General features: G+C 67.2%; 18 protein-coding genes and 3 tRNA genes. 17 read left to right on the forward strand and 4 right to left on the reverse strand.

What is annotated here, in order from left to right:
* Positions 1 to 24 precede the first annotated feature (24 nt).
* From QMG72_RS09310 to QMG72_RS09330, 5 genes are all read left to right on the forward strand, one after another.
* Positions 25 to 1,062 (forward strand): universal stress protein, encoded by a 1,038-nt coding sequence (locus tag QMG72_RS09310; RefSeq protein WP_226773430.1) that lies wholly within the window; start codon positions 25 to 27, stop codon positions 1,060 to 1,062.
* Positions 1,063 to 1,120: 58 nt separating this feature from the next.
* Positions 1,121 to 1,858, forward strand: coding sequence for a hypothetical protein (locus tag QMG72_RS09315; protein WP_283480328.1), 738 nt, complete (start codon positions 1,121 to 1,123; stop codon positions 1,856 to 1,858).
* 123 nt (positions 1,859 to 1,981) lie between these two features.
* Entirely contained in the window at positions 1,982 to 3,145 is a 1,164-nt protein-coding gene (locus QMG72_RS09320) for a LolA family protein (protein ID WP_283480329.1), read from the forward strand.
* Positions 3,146 to 3,164: 19 nt separating this feature from the next.
* Positions 3,165 to 4,157, forward strand: a complete 993-nt coding sequence (locus QMG72_RS09325; protein ID WP_283480330.1) for an ABC transporter ATP-binding protein — start codon at positions 3,165 to 3,167, stop codon at positions 4,155 to 4,157.
* Positions 4,158 to 4,263: 106 nt separating this feature from the next.
* Positions 4,264 to 5,064, forward strand: a complete 801-nt coding sequence (locus QMG72_RS09330) for an ABC transporter permease (RefSeq protein WP_256446502.1) — start codon at positions 4,264 to 4,266, stop codon at positions 5,062 to 5,064.
* A gap of 38 nt (positions 5,065 to 5,102) precedes the next feature.
* Here the strand turns inward: QMG72_RS09330 and QMG72_RS09335 are convergent, their stop codons facing one another.
* The 4 genes from QMG72_RS09335 to QMG72_RS09350 all read right to left on the reverse strand — a co-directional run bounded on the left by QMG72_RS09335 (position 5,103) and on the right by QMG72_RS09350 (position 8,977).
* Positions 5,103 to 6,539 carry a C40 family peptidase gene (locus tag QMG72_RS09335; protein ID WP_283480331.1) on the reverse strand — a complete coding sequence of 479 codons (1,437 nt, stop codon included), beginning with the start codon at positions 6,537 to 6,539 and terminating at the stop codon, positions 5,103 to 5,105.
* A 269-nt stretch (positions 6,540 to 6,808) separates the two neighbouring features.
* Positions 6,809 to 7,261: a metallopeptidase family protein gene (locus QMG72_RS09340; protein ID WP_226773424.1), complete on the reverse strand. Its 453-nt coding sequence runs from the start codon at positions 7,259 to 7,261 to the stop codon at positions 6,809 to 6,811.
* Between the two features lie 21 nt (positions 7,262 to 7,282).
* Positions 7,283 to 8,275 carry a DMT family transporter gene (locus QMG72_RS09345; protein ID WP_226773423.1) on the reverse strand — a complete coding sequence of 331 codons (993 nt, stop codon included), beginning with the start codon at positions 8,273 to 8,275 and terminating at the stop codon, positions 7,283 to 7,285.
* 129 nt (positions 8,276 to 8,404) lie between these two features.
* Positions 8,405 to 8,977, reverse strand: a complete 573-nt coding sequence (locus QMG72_RS09350) for a LysR substrate-binding domain-containing protein (RefSeq protein ID WP_226773422.1) — start codon at positions 8,975 to 8,977, stop codon at positions 8,405 to 8,407.
* On the opposite strand from QMG72_RS09350, the gene QMG72_RS09355 reads away from it, so the two are divergent.
* The 12 genes from QMG72_RS09355 (at position 8,910) to QMG72_RS09410 (ending at position 14,896) form a co-directional block, all read left to right on the forward strand.
* Positions 8,910 to 9,110, forward strand: coding sequence for a LysE family transporter (locus QMG72_RS09355; RefSeq protein ID WP_396021214.1), 201 nt, complete (start codon positions 8,910 to 8,912; stop codon positions 9,108 to 9,110). The genes QMG72_RS09350 and QMG72_RS09355 overlap by 68 nt on opposite strands.
* 52 nt (positions 9,111 to 9,162) lie before the next feature.
* On the forward strand, positions 9,163 to 9,801 hold the full coding sequence (locus QMG72_RS09360) for an FMN-binding negative transcriptional regulator (RefSeq protein WP_226773421.1): 639 nt from the start codon (positions 9,163 to 9,165) through the stop codon (positions 9,799 to 9,801).
* 148 nt (positions 9,802 to 9,949) lie between these two features.
* Positions 9,950 to 10,022 (forward strand) — tRNA-Glu (locus QMG72_RS09365).
* 96 nt (positions 10,023 to 10,118) lie between these two features.
* Positions 10,119 to 10,192 (forward strand) — tRNA-Asp (locus QMG72_RS09370).
* Positions 10,193 to 10,240: 48 nt separating this feature from the next.
* Positions 10,241 to 10,316: transfer RNA gene (locus tag QMG72_RS09375), tRNA-Phe, on the forward strand.
* A gap of 184 nt (positions 10,317 to 10,500) precedes the next feature.
* A complete protein-coding gene (locus QMG72_RS09380) occupies positions 10,501 to 10,956 on the forward strand; it encodes a hypothetical protein (RefSeq protein WP_283480333.1) in 456 nt (151 codons plus the stop codon).
* A 108-nt stretch (positions 10,957 to 11,064) separates the two neighbouring features.
* Complete coding sequence (locus tag QMG72_RS09385) at positions 11,065 to 11,529, forward strand: Asp23/Gls24 family envelope stress response protein (RefSeq protein ID WP_226773419.1); 465 nt, start codon at positions 11,065 to 11,067, stop codon at positions 11,527 to 11,529.
* A complete protein-coding gene (locus QMG72_RS09390) occupies positions 11,526 to 11,717 on the forward strand; it encodes a hypothetical protein (RefSeq protein WP_226773418.1) in 192 nt (63 codons plus the stop codon). The genes QMG72_RS09385 and QMG72_RS09390 overlap by 4 nt, the downstream gene beginning before the upstream one ends.
* Complete coding sequence (locus QMG72_RS09395; protein WP_226773417.1) at positions 11,714 to 12,091, forward strand: hypothetical protein; 378 nt, start codon at positions 11,714 to 11,716, stop codon at positions 12,089 to 12,091. Before QMG72_RS09390 ends, QMG72_RS09395 begins: the two co-directional genes overlap by 4 nt.
* Positions 12,088 to 12,762 (forward strand): DUF6286 domain-containing protein, encoded by a 675-nt coding sequence (locus QMG72_RS09400; protein ID WP_226773416.1) that lies wholly within the window; start codon positions 12,088 to 12,090, stop codon positions 12,760 to 12,762. The genes QMG72_RS09395 and QMG72_RS09400 overlap by 4 nt, the downstream gene beginning before the upstream one ends.
* Positions 12,759 to 13,370, forward strand: a complete 612-nt coding sequence (locus QMG72_RS09405; RefSeq protein WP_226773415.1) for a hypothetical protein — start codon at positions 12,759 to 12,761, stop codon at positions 13,368 to 13,370. Before QMG72_RS09400 ends, QMG72_RS09405 begins: the two co-directional genes overlap by 4 nt.
* A 236-nt stretch (positions 13,371 to 13,606) precedes the next feature.
* The gene (locus tag QMG72_RS09410; protein WP_253031390.1) at positions 13,607 to 14,896 is read left to right on the forward strand and encodes an ABC transporter substrate-binding protein; all 1,290 of its coding nucleotides are present in this window, start codon (positions 13,607 to 13,609) and stop codon (positions 14,894 to 14,896) included.
* Position 14,897: the final 1 nt, after the last annotated feature.

Genomic DNA, 14,897 nt, shown 5'->3' on the forward strand with positions numbered 1-14,897 from the left:
AAGAATCGCGAGGAGGCGGACCCCATGGGCCCAGAACAGGTGCATCCGGATCCGGCAGGGGATTCCCCCGAAAAGCCCGAGGCTCCGCGGGGGATCGTTGTCGGCGTCGACGGCTCAGACCACAGCAAGTGCGCCCTCGTGTGGGCCGCCCGCGAGGCGCAGCGCCGCAAGCGTCCCCTGCACATCGTGACCGCCTATTCAGTGCCGATCTTTGCGGCGTCCGGACTCGACGGCGGCTACGCGACGGTGGACGATTCGGTGATCCGCGAAGGCGCGGAGGCCATCCTGAAGCAGGCCGTGAACAAGGTCGCCGGGTACCAGATCGACGTCGATGCCTCGGTCGAGAACGGCGACGCATCCGGCGTCCTGCTGGAAATGTCCGAAACCGCTGAGCTGCTGGTATTCGGCACCCGCGGCCGGGGTGGCTTCGTCGGACGGCTGCTCGGATCCGTCAGCAGTGCACTGCCGGCGCACGCCAAATGTCCGACGGTCACGGTTCCCCTGGTCTGCGCCGACCGCCTGGGCGAGACGACTGTCGACAAGCATGTCCTGGCGGAACAGTCGAAGTCCGGGCACGTACCGATCGAAAACGTGGTGGTGGTCGGCGTCGACGGCTCCGAACAGGCCCGGGTGGCGGTAATGGAGGCGGCCGCGCAGGCGGAACGGCTCTCCGCGCCGCTGCGGGTGGTGTGCGCCGTCCCGCAGTACAGCGGGTCGCTGGCATGGGTCCCGGCGCCGATGGACCGCGAGGCGCTTTTCGCCGATATCCGGACGCAACTCGACGCGGGCACTGCCTGGATCAGAAGCCACTTTCCCCGGCTCACCGTGGAGACCCAACTCGTCGACGGTTCGCCAGTGGACATCCTCGTCCAAGCCAGCCGGCAGGTGGAACTGGTGGTTGTCGGCACCCGCGGCCGCGGGGGCTTCGCCGGAATGATGCTCGGTTCCACCTCAGACGGGATCCTCCATCATGCCAAGGGCCCCGTCATGGTGGTCCCTGACCGGGAGGATCCCCGGCTGGCTGACCGGGTCAACTTCGGGCCCATTCTCGGGAATTCTTAAGGAGCCGCGGGCAGCGGTGCTCGGACGCGGCGTTGTTTATGCTGACCGGGCTTAGGCAGTGAGTGACGTGCAGGGTTCCCCGCCCCCGATATCGGACGACGGCGGGACAGACCCGGCCGCGCCTACGCCGGGTTCCATCCCGGGGCCCGGCTTAGACGATCCCTGGCTCCCCGGCTGGCTGGTCCGCCGCCCGCTGAGCGCCGGCTGGGCCTGGACCGGGTTCTGGGCAGCGCTGATCGTTGCGGACGACGTCTTCGACTACGCTGGCTGGGCCTGGTCTGTGCTGGTCGGAATGGCCGCACTGCCAACGGTGCTGGCAACTGTCGCCTTGCTGCATGCCACCCCGCGACGGCATCTTAAACGGCGCAAGGATTCCGTGCTGGGGCACTTCTTCGTGCGGTTCCTGGCCCTCACGGCCGCATTTCTCGTGTGGGGTGTCTCGGTGGTCATAAGCGCCTCGATTTCCACCACTATCCAGTCCCTCGTCGGCGCCTCCGAGCGGGAGGTTACGGCCGTGGGGTTTAATCTCCTGCTGGCCGCCGTTCCGCTGGTGGTCTCCGTGCTTTGGCTGGCGTTTATCGTCCGCTGCGCGTGGTTCCTCCGGCGTCTCCGCGGCTGGAAACAGGACCCCGCTTCGTCCTTGGTGCCGGAGAAGTTCCTGCGCCGGCGCCCGCGGTTCAGGCGTGTTGTTGTCGGACTTGCGCACCCCGGGCTGCTGCTCGTTGCCGGGCTGGGGACCTCGGTGCTCGCGCTTGTGCTCGGGGCGGTCGAGCTGACGCTGAACGTGCTGACCTGAGCGCCCGGCGGGGGTTTTGCCGCGGCGGCAGTCCGCCCAAACCAATTTGGCAGGCACTGGTGAAACCGAACAACCCCGGGCGTACAGTTGAATCATGAGCTGCAAGGTTGGAGCGACGTTACAATGAAGCGCAAATGGCTGCGTTGGATCCCCGCAGTGACGGTGCCTGCCGTGATCGCGGCCGGGATCCTGGCAGGATCCCTGCCCGCGAGGGCCGGGGACCGGCTACCCGAGAAGACCCCCCAGCAGGTACTGCTCCTGATCGCCCAGCACACCGGCAAATCCCTCTCCGGAACACTGGAACAACACTCCGCCACCGGCCTTCCCGAGCTTCCGAAGTCGGCCCCGGAGGCGGCAGCACCGGAAGCAGCCTGGCTGGAACTGCTCACGGGGTCCCACACGGCACGCGTCTACCTTGACGGCCCCGGGAACGCCCGGGTGCAGGTCATGGACCGGATGGCCGAGCGGGACGCGATCCGGCGCGGCAATGATTTGTGGTTCTACAACTCCAAGGACAACACCGCAGCCCACACCCGGCTCCCCGCCGGTGATGCGGGTGCCCACCAGGCAGACCCCGGACCGGCAGCAACCCCCGGCGAGCTGGCGGACAAGCTGCTTGCTACCGTCAACCCGGGTACTGCGGTGACCGTGGGTCCGGACGTTCAGGTGGCGGGCCGGCCGGCATACAACCTCCTGATGACCCCGACTTCGGATGTCACCTTGATGGGCTCCGTCGCCATCGCCGTCGACGGCGAAACCGGACTCCCGCTCAGCGTCGAGGTGACGGCCCGGGGACAGGCCGAACCGGTCTTCAGCCTGGCTTTCACGAGCCTCAAGCTTGAGGCCCCGGACGCTTCGCTATTCAACTTCACCCCGCCGCCCGGGGCAACGGTGCGGGAAGTTCCGCTGCCGGATCATTCGGCCGACGCCGCCACACCGCCGTCGGATACCGCAAAGCCGAAAGAGGCGACGCGGCCCGCTGTCACCGGCAGCGGCTGGGAGTCGGTGCTCGAGGTCCCGGCGGGCGCCGCGGCGCTGCAGGGCCGGACCCAGCGACAAAACGGGGCCCCGGACCCGGCCAAGGACATCCCGCTGCAGCCAGACCCCTCGCTTCCCGAAGGATCAGGTTCCGGCAACGCGGCACTGTTGGATCAGCTTGCCGTCGCCGTCCCGGGAGGGCGGCTCGTGTCGACGTCGCTGCTAAATGTACTGATCCTCGACGACGGGCGGATCTTCGTCGGTTCGGTGCCGCTGGAGCGGTTGCAGGCCGCCGCCACGCCGCAGTGAACCATTCGGTGACTGCCGCGTGACCGCCGCCGCGCCGGTGCCGGAACTGAGCATCGAGACCACCGGTCTGAGCAAGCACTTCGGGCGGCAACTGGCCGTCGACAGCGTCGACCTTGCAGTGCCCAAGGGCTCTGTTTTCGGCTTCCTTGGTCCCAACGGCTCAGGGAAGACCACCACCATCCGGCTCCTGCTCGGGCTGGCCGAGGCCACGTCCGGCTCCGTCCGGGTCCTGGGGCAGGAGATGCCGGGGCAACTGCACGGTGTGCTGCCCCGGGTGGGCGCCCTGGTCGAAGGGCCTGCTTTCTACCCGTTTCTCTCCGGGTCGGACAACCTGTACCGCTTCGATGCCGCGGATCCCCGCGTCTCCGCCGCCAGCCGGAAGGCCCGCGTGCAGTCGGCGCTGGAGCGGGTGGGGCTGACGCACGCGGCGGACAAGAAAGTCAGGGCATATTCGCTCGGTATGAAGCAGCGGCTCGGCATCGCCAATGCCCTGCTGGCACCGCGCGAACTCCTGATCCTGGATGAACCCACAAACGGGCTGGATCCACAGGGAACCCGGGAGGTCCGCAGCCTGGTGCGCTCACTGGCGGCTGACGGAGCCACGGTGTTTGTCTCCAGCCACCTGCTGGCAGAAGTGGAGCAAATCTGCACCCACGCGGCCGTTATGAGTGCGGGCCGTCTGGTGGCCCAGGGGACCCTCGCGGAATTGCGCCAGGGCGGGCAGCCGCGGATCAGGCTTGTGAGCCCGGATGTGGGGGCTGCGTCGGAGGTGCTGGTCCGGCTGGGCTTGAGCCCGGAACCGGATCTTCCGGCCGGCACTCCTTCTGGCGGTGACGGGGTGATCTATGCGCCGTTCCCCGCGTCGGCGCGCCATCCAGCCGTGGCTCCGGAGGCGATCGTCGCGGCGCTGGTGGCGGCCGGGGTCCGGGTGCGAGGCTTCGCCACGGAACAGGTCAGTCTGGAAGAACGCTTTGTGGCGCTGACGGGGGAGGGTTTTGACGTTGCCCGGTAAAGAACCCGGCCCCGGCGGGGCGGCAGACCCGGGCGAGAGCAACCGTGCGGCCCCGGACCACAGCCCGGAACCTGCGCCCCATCGCGGTGGCCGGTGGGGGCATGGGCTGCTCGCCTCGGAACTCGGGGTACTTTTCCGCCGCCGCCGCACCTGGGCGATGCTGGGTGCGCTCGCGGCAATTCCGGTCCTGATCGCCGTGGCCGTCCGGGTGTCCTCCGCGGCGCCGCCAGGGCGGGGACCGGCGTTCCTGGACCGGATTTCCCAGAACGGTCTGTTTGTCGGCGTGACAGCCATGCTCGTCGCCGTTCCATTGTTCCTGCCGCTGACCGTAGGCGTCGTGGCGGGGGATACCGTGGCCGGCGAGGCCGGCCTGGGCACCCTGCGGTACCTGCTGGTGGCGCCCGCGGGCCGGGTCCGGCTGCTGCTCGTGAAGTACACCGGAGCGGTCGTCTTCGCCGTGGCGGCGCCGTTGGTCCTGGCTTTGGTCGGGGCCGCAGTCGGGGCGTTGCTCTTCCCGGTGGGACCGGTCACGCTGCTCTCCGGCGATTCGATCGGTGCGGCCGATGCGTTGCTGCGCCTGCTGCTGATCGCGGCCTACCTTACGGTCTCGCTGATGGGTCTCTCCGCGATCGGGCTCCTGATGTCCACCCTCACTGACGTGCCGGTGGGGGCGATGGCATCCACGGTGGTGCTCTCGGTGCTCGCACAGGTCCTGGATGCGCTCCCGCAGCTCGAATGGCTGCACCCGTGGCTCTTCAGCCACTATTGGCTGGACTTCGCGGACCTGCTGCGCCAGCCTGTCGTGTGGGATTCATTCCTGGCGAATGTGCTCCTGCAGGGTGGCTACGTCACCGTCTTCGGCGCACTCGCCTACGGCAGGTTCATCACGAAGGACATACTCTCCTAGGCCGCCCGCCGGCAAACGGGCGACGGTGGACCCCCGGGTCAGTACCGGGCGGCGACGGGGTACAGCTGCATCCCGGACATATAGGCCAGGTCCGTCACTGTAAGCCCGGCGTCCTCGTTCAGCGCCTGGACCACACGGCCGCCGCCGAGGTAGATCGCAACGTGATAAAACCCCGGTGCGGAGCCCCACACCAGTAGGTCTCCGGGGACGGCCTGCGACAGCGGAACGTGTACAGGGGCTTGGGCGAACTGCTGGGACGCGGTGCGGGGCAGGTACTTCCCGGCAGCGGCGAACGCGTTTTGCACCAGGCCGGAACAGTCGAAGCCATAAGGCCCCGTTCCGCCGTACTGGTAGAAATAGGGCGACCCCACCTTACCGAGAGCCACGGAGATCGCGGTCTGGATGGAGCCGCCGGGCGCTGGCGCCGGCGCTGGTGCTGGCGCCGGCGCTGGTGCGGGTGCTGGCGCCGGCGCTGGCGCTGGTGCGGGTGCTGGCGCGGGTGCCGGTGCAGGTGCGGGTGCCGGGACCGGCGCGGCGGCTGGCGGAGCCGGGTTTGGAACGTTGATGACCGGGGCAGCCGGGAGGTTGGTCCCGGGAGCGGCATTTCCCGCAGCGGAGGTGTTTGTGGCGGGGGTCCCGACGCCGGCCTGCGACCCTGCCGCCGGGGCTGCGGCAGCAGTGACTGCCCCGAGCCGATCCTGCTGTCGCTGACGTTCCAGGGCATCCACCCGGGCCGATTCCAACGCAACCGTGGTGTTCTTGAGATCCGCGAGCTGTTCCACAAGCACGGTCCGCTGCGCTTTGGCCTCGGCCACGGCCGTCCGCTGGGCCTCGTTGGCATGCTCGGCGTCGAGCTTCCGTGCCTCCGCCGTCCGTGCGGCTTCATCGGCGGCCCGGTTGGCGTCGGCGGCTGCGGCCGTCAGCGATTCCGCGGCCGCGGCCGCGGTTTCTGCCGATTCGAAGGCCCTGGTTCGGCCAGCCGTCACGGCCTCGAGGGTTGCGGCCTGCTGCAGGGCGTTGGTGCCACCGCTGACAAAGCTGCTCAGTGCGGGATTAAGTCCGCCGTTGCGGTAGAGGTCGCCGGCGAGCTGGCCGATCTGCTTGCGCGTTTTCTGCTGTTCCATCCCGGCGGCGGAGGCTTTGGCGGCGGCAACCGTGGCGGCGTCCCGACGCATCTGGAGCTCCCCGAGGGCTTCGCCGTAAGCGTTATTGGCCTGCAGGGAGGCGGCGAGGCTGGTGTCCTGGGCTGCGGAGGCGTCGGCCAGCAGCCGGTCAATCGAGGTGACTTGCGCTGCCGTCGCGCCTTCACTGGCTTTCGCGGCTGCGATCTCGTCAGGAGACGGGACCGCCGGCGAGGCCGGGACCTGGAAAGCCGGCGGCAGGGTGGCGGCGTTGGCGGGCAGGGCCAAGGATCCCAGAAGTACAACTGAGGCGCACAGTGCGGCCGTCTTTCGGCCGGAACCGGTCCAAATCATGGGTCAACCTCGTTGCAGTGTCGGGCTGGAGCGGGCGGGCCGGGTTTCCGGCAGATGAAAACCCGCGGCTGATCCCCAGCACGGTCGAGGCTACGTGCCAATTGCCACTTTGGCAACAATGGTCACATCAATAACATAAACAACAACAATGTCATTTGTTGTCATTGTGCCGGGTGTGTCGCCACAAGGGGCGCACAGCGCTGTCCCGCGGCGGTCCTCCCGGGCAAGGGCAAGGGCACGGCTGTGGCCGTGCGCCGGTGGCTGCCGGGCTAGCCCCAGCCGAGTTCGTGCAGGCGCTCGTCGCTGATGCCGAAGTGGTGCGCGATCTCGTGGACCACCGTCACAGTCACTTCCTCGATCACGTCCTCGCGGGATTCGCAGATCTCCAGGATCGGCGCGCGGTAAATCGTGATGCGGTCCGGCAGCGAGCCGGCGTCCCACCATGAGTCCCGTTCGGTCAGCGGCACACCCTCGTATAAGCCCAGCAGCACGGTGTCCGGGTCCTCGCCGGGCTGGGGGATGTAGTCGTCCTCGATGAAGATGGCCACATTGTTCATGGTCTTGGCGAGTTCAGCCGGGATGTGGTCCAGGGCGTCAGTCACCGCGGCTTCGAAGTCCGACTCGGACATCGGGAACGGTGCGCGGGTGTGGCCGGTGCCGTGTCCGCCGTCGTCCGGTCGGTCCGGGATGATTGGCAGGCCTGGCGGCAGGGAAGCTGGCATAGCTGAAACCCTAGCGCCGAATCAGCGGGACCTGCGCCGGGTCAGCCCAACCCCCACGAGGCAGATGGCACCGCCCACCAGGCCCCAGACGGTAGGGATCTCGCCGAGCACAAGCCAGGAAATGAGGATCGTGGTGCCGGGCACCAGATAGGTGGTGGCGGCGAGCCGGCCGGCATCGATCATCGAGAGTGCATAGGCCCAGGTGGTGAACGCAATCGCGGTGGGGAATACGCCGAGGTAAACGAGTCCCAGGGTGGCCGGCAGCGGGGCGGCCTGCAGTTCGGCAAACAGTTGTCCGCTGAAGGGCAGGCAGCAGACGGCGCCGACCATGATTCCGAACCAGGTGGCCTGGGCAGCGGGAATCTTCCGCAGCACGGGCTTCTGCACGATCACACTGACCGCGGCCAGGGCAGCGGCCAGCAGGCAGAGCAGCACCCCGGTGACGTCCGCCGGCGACCGCTGGCCGGAGCCGAGCGCGATCACGGCAACCCCGCCAAACGCAACGAGGCTGCCGATAATCAGCCAGCGCGGGAAGCCTTCCTTGAGGATCACCCCGGCCATGATGGCGACCATAATCGGGTTGACGTTGATCAGCAGGGCCGCCGTGCCGGCGTCGAGGAGATGTTCTGCGGCGTTCAGTGCAACGTTGTAGCCGCCGAACCACATGATGCCGTAGGCCAGGATCGGCCACCATTCGCGTCCCCGGGGGAGCTTGCTGTTTTTCAGCAGGCGCGGCAACACCACAAGGCCAAGAACGACGGCGGCAATCGCCAGTCTGCCGAGGGTCAGGGAGCCGGGGGAGAAGCTGGGCCCCACGGCTCGAATGCCCACAAAGGCCGAGGCCCACAGGACCACTGTGACGATGACGGCGGCAATGCCGAGCCGACTGATCTGTCCCGTGTCGGGGGCGCGCTTCAAGGGCTGGACTGCGGGAGTGTTCGGCGGCACGCTGTCGGTGCCGTCCGTGTGCGCGCTGTCCGGTTGGGGGGAGCCTGTCTGGGCTGTTGTTGCCATACAGCCAATCTAGTGCGTCCAGGGTCTTTGGGACTGGCGGAAATCGGCCACGTCCAGCCGGGTCCCCGGCAGTTGCGGCCGGACGGGACCTAGCTGCCGACGCGGCTCACCGCAGGGGCGGGCGGCGGCCTAAATGGCCGCAGCGACCGCAGCGAGCGCGGTCGATCCGTGCCGCCACTGCTGCCAGTGGAGGGGCACATCCACATGCGCTGCAGGGTCCAAAGTCACGAGCGTACGGCGCTTCAGCTCCGCCGAGACCTCGATTTCGGGGAGCAGTCCCCATCCCATCCCCCAACGGATGGCTTCGCCGGACACATGGGCGGCCGGGACGTAATGCCGCGGCGGCTGGAGTTCCACGTTGCCCACGTCCCGCAGGTACCGGTCCTGCAGGTCGTCCTTGCGGTCGAACATGATGACCGGGGCGCCGGCAAGTGTTTCCGCCGCCGTCCCGCGGGGGAACCACCGGGCGGCGAAGTCCGGCGTGCAAACCGGCAGGCAGCGCATGACACCCAGCCGCCGGGAGGAACAGGCCGGCGCCGCCTTGGCCGTAGTGGTGATGGCCGCGGACGCGGCACCGCTGCGGAGGAGCTCCAGGGAGTAGTCCTGGTCCTCGCGCGGAATTTCCAGCTGGACCGTGCCGGCCACCGCGGCCAGTCCGGACAGGCGGTGGTGGTTTGCTGCCGGCGCCGGGCTGGGCAGCATCGCGTGGTTCGGCGCACTCGGGGCCGGCGCCCGGCTCCTGGCGCCGGTATTCGCCCGGCCGGGCAGCTGGCGCATGTTCGACGGCGGCATCGCCCTGGTCATGGTCACCCTGGCTGTCATGCTCGTAGTCTGAACCTGTCAGCCGTTCCGCATTGCACGTCACTCAACACCCCAAGGGATTCCCCATGTACGTCCCCTCGCATTTCTCCGCCGACCGGCTTGCCATCAAGGAGCTGCTCTCGAACCCCGGGGCGGCCAACCTCGTGACATCAACGGAAAGTGGACTGCTCGCTACGCTGCTGCCGTTCGTCTATGACCCGGAGGCGGGTGGGCACGGGGCACTATTGGGCCATGTCGCCCGCAACAACGACCAGTGGCTGCAGCCGGCCCTGGGCGAATCCCTGGTCATCATCCAGCGGGCCGATGCCTACATTTCCCCGTCCTGGTACCCGTCCAAGGCCGAACACGGCCGGGTTGTGCCAACGTGGAACTACACCACCGCGCACGTCTACGGCCGGCTCGTCGTCCATGACGACCCGGTCTGGGTGGAGGACCTTGTCCGGCGGCTGACCGCACTGCATGAAGCAGCCTCGGCGAAGCCGTGGACGGTGGACGATGCCCCTGGCCGTTTTGTCGCCGGCCAGCTCCGGGCAATTGTCGGCGTCGAACTAGTCATTACGAGGGTGGAAGCAAAACGAAAGCTCAGCCAGAACCGGTCGACGGACGATATTGGCGGCGTCATTACCGGGCTGCGGGCCAGGGGAGAGCTGGAATCGGCCGGCGATGTCGAGCGGGCGCAGCAGGAGACAATCCAGCGCAGCTGAGCACTCCGCGGCCGGGCGGTTAGAAATTTTTGGAAATTCCGGGCGTCTGCCCTTATAGTTTTATAGTCCAGTTCGGAGCAACTCGAAAGGACAAAAACGAACGGCTTCGGCCCTTTATTTTTGCCCTGGTGAGCCGAATTGAGTCTTGGCCCCCATCGTCTAGCGGCCTAGGACACCGCCCTTTCACGGCGGCGGCACGGGTTCGAATCCCGTTGGGGGTACGCAAGGAACTGGTCAGGCCGGATGGGAAAGTCTGGTAGGCTAAGAGCCTTGAAAAATTGCAGTAGCGATACTGCAGAGAAGCAAGAAAATAGCAAGGCCCTGTAGCGCAGTTGGTTAGCGCGCCGCCCTGTCACGGCGGAGGTCGCGGGTTCAAGTCCCGTCAGGGTCGCTCTGATGGCCAGAAGAAATTCCGGCCATCATGGTGACGTGTCACCTAGGCTCTGTAGCTCAGTTGGTAGAGCGTTCGACTGAAAATCGAAAGGTCACCGGATCGACGCCGGTCGGAGCCACCACTGGGAAGCATCAGTTCTTTTGGAACTGGTGCTTTTCTTCTTTAACGCCGCGGATGCCGCTACCCCCGTTTGTGGGGCCGCGCGCCAACAGGGCTAGACTCGCACGCTGGGGAAAGAACGCTACGACCGCCGGCAGCCTGATCGGGCCGGTGGTGCAATCTCAACCGAAAAGTGATTCCTACACGTGATCTTGAAGAATGCTGCACGAGCTCTGACCACTTGCACTTTCCTGGCCGCCCTGGCCCTCACCGGCTGTTCTGCGCCGGACGCCGGGAGCGCGCCGTCGTCCGCGGCTGCCAGCGGCGCGCCGTCGTCGGCAACGGCGAGTCCCAGCAGCTCCTCCAGCCCCTGGGGCGACTTTGCTACGGCGGGCGAGGCTTGCACCGCGATTTCCGAGCAGGCCACAGGCTCCACCCTGCTGCCTCTTGCTGCCGCACAGGGCACTGCCGCCGAGCTGGAACAGACCAAGACAGAACTGAGCCGCACCGCCAAGCGCGCGCCCGAGAGCATCAAGGCCGACTTCACCACCCTCAGCCAGGTGGCCATCGCTGGAATCACGGATCAGACAGTTTTTTCCAGCGGTAAACTGCAGGACGCCATGGCGCCGGTGCAGAGCTGGCTCACCGCCAACTGCAAGTAGCAGGAATCCGGCACCGGTTCCTAACCTCCCGGCCGACGCTGGCCCCGAAGCGGTCGCCTTGTCGGGGCCAGGGACTAGGGTGGTGACAAAGAGAAGGGGAAGTGCCGCATGGAATACCAGAATTCTCAGCCCGCAGCCGCAGCGGTGGCCGGGATGTCCGCCGAGGTGCCGATGCCCGGTGGTGGCCGCACCGTCATATCCGAGACCGCTGTGGCGAAGGTCGCGGGCATTGCCGCCCGCGCAGTCCCCGGCGTGTATTCCTTGGGATCGGGTCCGTCCCGGGCGCTGGGGGCTTTCCGCGACGCCGTCGGCAGTGCTGACCATGCCGCCGGTGTCCGCGCTGAAGTGGGCGATACCCAAGTGGCCGTCGACATCGATTTGGTAGCGCTCTACGGCACACCCCTTCACGCCCTGGCGGACCAGATCCGCGCCGCCGTGTACTCGGCGGTCGAGGAGCTCGTTGGTCTTCAGGTCATCGAAGTTAACATCGACATCAATGACGTCTACGTGCCTGGCCCGGCGAAATCCGGATCCCCGGCCGAGGCCCGGGCGGCAACGGAGGCAATCCAGTGAATCTGACAGTTGCGGGGATCGCAGTCGGCGCGTTCGTCGCGTTTATGTCGTTTCAGTTCGGCGTCTGGGGCTTTCTCGGTGCCTTGTTGTTCATGGGAATCGGCGCCCTGCTGGGCCGCGCCGCGGAAGGGAAACTGGACCTGCGTAGCGTGCTTGACGCCCTCACAGGCCGGCGTTCTTCCTCATGAGCGACGCTGCCGGGCCGAACGGTACGGTGCGGTCCGGACACACCAGGATCAGCAACCAGGCGCTCACCAGCGTGGCGCAGACCGCCGCGGCCGAGGCCCTCGGCGTCACCCCGCAGGAGGTCCGCGCCGCATGGTCTGACGATAACGGGTTGCTGGCGCTGTCCGTCGTCGCGCCCATCACCGTCCCGCCGCTGACCGCGGTGCTGCGGGACGCCGGGCGGGTCGCGGGTTTTGGCGGTTCCGTCTGGGATCGTGCCGTGGCTGCCAAAGCCGAGATTCTCCGCCGGGTGACCGAGCTGAGCGGTGCCCGGCTGAGCCGGGTTGACATCCGGATCAGCGGCGCCAGCATGAGGGAAGGGGGGCGGGTCCGGTGAGCCATACCTCCGATCATGCTGCTGGGAGCGGGCGCAACATCCCGCCCGCTCCGGCCGACGCGCCGTCGGCCGGGAACACGGCACCTGCAGGGGCCGGCGCCAAGGGCGTCCAGCAGATCCTCAAGCGCGAGACCCACTCCTCACGCGCCGTTGCCTCGATCATCGCCGCAGCCCTGGTTATTGCCCTGTGCGTTTTTGCCCTCCTCGAAACCGCGGTCCGGGCCATCGGACAGCCCGCGTGGCTTGTGGATCCCCAGACTGCGGCGGAACAGGCGGTGGCGCTCCCGAGCGGGATTCCGCCGCTGCTGCTTGGCGTGGCCGGCGCGGTGTTGGTGATGGCGGGTTTGTTCTTTTTCCTAAACGCCATCCTGCCGGGACGCCGGGCGCGGCACCTTCTGCGGGACGGCCGTGCCGCCGTCGTTGTGGACGACGAGGTGATTGCCTCCGCACTGGCGCGCCGCGCACGGGTGGCCGCCAACGTAAGTCAGCAGCAGGTGATGGTGACGGTGTCCCGTCAGCAGGTCCAAGTCAACGTCCGTCCCACCTCCGGAGTCCCGCTGAAACCCGAGGTGCTTCTCGCCGCTGTCCAGGATGAGCTGCGGGACATGCGGCTGTCCCCGTTTCCTGAAGTTCGAGTCAATATAGCCCAGGCCGGGGTGATCGGCGCATGACTGGATCCCCGCGGATCCTCAACCGGATCCTCCTCGCCGTCCTTGGCCTCAAATTTCTGGCCCTCGGCGTTCTGCTCATCCTGCTGGCGAGCGTGCCGGCCGTGGGCGTGTGGTGGCACAGTTGGGCGGCAGGAGTCTGGAGTTCCTGGCGTAATCTCCTGGACAGCACCCGCGTTCCGGGGAGCCAGGAGAGCTGGCTCTGGATTGTGGTGGTGCTCGCACTGCTGCTGGTGATCGTCGCCATGGTGACCTGGGCCGCGCAGCAGGGGAAAGGCCGCGCCAACCTGCTCGTGTCCGAACAGGATCCGGGCGCGGTGCCCGGGAGCGTCAGGATCGGCAGTGGCGTCGCCGAGCAGGCGCTCCGGGCGGCACTGGCGGACCGTGCGGACCTGGCCGGCGCCACCGTCGCGACCTACGAATTCCGCGGCGAACCGGCCCTGAGAATCAGGGTCCAGCCCCGCCAGGGCGTGGCCCCGCACCGGCTGGCAGCAGAGGTCTCCGGCCTCGTGGAAGCGCTCGACGCTGCACTCGGCAAAAGCACCCCGGTGCTTATTCATATCGCCTCGGGTGCCCGGTCGCGGTTCGGACGGGCGGAACGGGTCCGCTGACCCGGGCCGTGCGGGCGCCGCCACGGCGGCGGAAGTGGGGCGAACCCTAAGCGGGGTCCGCGACCGCCACTGTTGCGCGGCTGCTGGGTTGCGCGGCTTCGCCGCAAAAACAACCATCACCTTTCCATAAAGGTATGTGTAAACGCTTGCATTCGGCCCCGCTTGTTGATTACTGTGATTCTCGACACGTCAAAGCACTGCCGATTTCTGTCCGGTACTCAGCGAGGAGACCCAGCATGAAAACCCCGAAGTTCCTAGTTCCCGTAGCCACAGCAGGCGTCCTGGCCCTCACCCTCTCCGCCTGTGGCGGGGGCGGAAATAGCGGCGGCGGATCGCCCGCCGGCGACGCCGCGTCGCAGGGCCTCGACAGTCGGGGCCCCATCACCTACGTCCAGGGCAAGGACAACAGCAACGTGGTCCGTCCGTTGCTCGAGAAGTGGAACGCGGCGCACCCGAATGAACAGGTCACGTTCAAGGAGCAGACCGACAATGCCGACCAGCAGCACGACGACCTTGTCCAGAACTTCCAGGCCAAGAACACCGGCTACGACGTCGCGAGCGTCGACGTCGTCTGGACGGCCGAATTTGCTGCCAAGGGCTGGCTGCAGCCGCTGAAGGACAAGATGGCGCTCGATACCGGCGCCATGCTGAAGCCAACCGTCGACTCCGCCTCCTATAAGGGCACGCTCTACGCGGCACCGGAATCATCCGACGGCGGCATCCTCTACTACCGCAAGGACCTGGTTCCCACGCCGCCGAAGACCTGGGACGAGATGATGAGCATGTGCTCCATCGCGACGGCCAACAACATGGGCTGCTACTCGGGCCAGTTCAAGAAGTACGAGGGACTGACCGTCAACGCCTCCGAGGCCATCAACTCCGCGGGCGGTTCGGTGTTGGACAAGGACGGCAAGCCCAGCCTGAACACGCCGGAAGCAAAAGCCGGCCTCGGAAACCTGGCCAAGGCCTACGCCGACGGTCAAATCCCGAAGGAAGCCATCACCTTCCAGGAGGAGGAGAGCCGGCAGGCGTTCCAGGACGGCAAGCTGCTGTTCCTTCGCAACTGGCCCTACGTGTACAACCTCGCCACCACTGAAGGGTCCTCGAAAGTCAAGGATGTCCTGGGCATGGCTGCCCTCCCGGGCAAGGACGGCCCCGGCGCCTCGTCGCTGGGCGGCCACAGCGCCGCTGTCAGCGTTTACTCCAAGAACAAGGCCACGGCCCTGGATTTCCTGAAGTTCCTCACCTCTGAAGAGAGCCAGAAGTTCTTTGCCACCCAGGGCTCGCTTGCCCCCGTTCTCGGCGCGCTCTACGACGATGAGGAACTCGTCGCCAAACTCCCGTACTTGCCGGTGCTGAAGACGTCGATCGAGAACGCCGTGCCCCGCCCCGTCACGCCGTTCTACCCGGCCGTCACCAAGGCCATCCAGGACAATGCGTACGCTGCCATCAAGGGCGAGAAGACCGTGGATGCGGCCCTGTCTGATATGCAGAAGTCCATAGAGTCCGCCAGCGCGGGACAGTAGG

The organism is Pseudarthrobacter sp. PH31-O2, from assembly GCF_030063265.1.
Lineage (GTDB): Bacteria > Actinomycetota > Actinomycetes > Actinomycetales > Micrococcaceae > Arthrobacter.

Coding starts and splice junctions, on each gene's coding strand:
- QMG72_RS09310 (WP_226773430.1), top strand. CDS start 25: ATGGGCCCAGAACAGGTGCATCCGGATCCGGCAGGGGATTCCCCCGAA.
- QMG72_RS09320 (WP_283480329.1), top strand. CDS start 1,982: ATGAAGCGCAAATGGCTGCGTTGGATCCCCGCAGTGACGGTGCCTGCC.
- QMG72_RS09335 (WP_283480331.1), bottom strand. CDS start 6,539: ATGATTTGGACCGGTTCCGGCCGAAAGACGGCCGCACTGTGCGCCTCA.
- QMG72_RS09340 (WP_226773424.1), bottom strand. CDS start 7,261: ATGCCAGCTTCCCTGCCGCCAGGCCTGCCAATCATCCCGGACCGACCG.
- QMG72_RS09345 (WP_226773423.1), bottom strand. CDS start 8,275: ATGGCAACAACAGCCCAGACAGGCTCCCCCCAACCGGACAGCGCGCAC.
- QMG72_RS09350 (WP_226773422.1), bottom strand. CDS start 8,977: ATGCTGCCCAGCCCGGCGCCGGCAGCAAACCACCACCGCCTGTCCGGA.
- QMG72_RS09360 (WP_226773421.1), top strand. CDS start 9,163: ATGTACGTCCCCTCGCATTTCTCCGCCGACCGGCTTGCCATCAAGGAG.
- QMG72_RS09385 (WP_226773419.1), top strand. CDS start 11,065: ATGGAATACCAGAATTCTCAGCCCGCAGCCGCAGCGGTGGCCGGGATG.
- QMG72_RS09395 (WP_226773417.1), top strand. CDS start 11,714: ATGAGCGACGCTGCCGGGCCGAACGGTACGGTGCGGTCCGGACACACC.
- QMG72_RS09405 (WP_226773415.1), top strand. CDS start 12,759: ATGACTGGATCCCCGCGGATCCTCAACCGGATCCTCCTCGCCGTCCTT.
- QMG72_RS09410 (WP_253031390.1), top strand. CDS start 13,607: ATGAAAACCCCGAAGTTCCTAGTTCCCGTAGCCACAGCAGGCGTCCTG.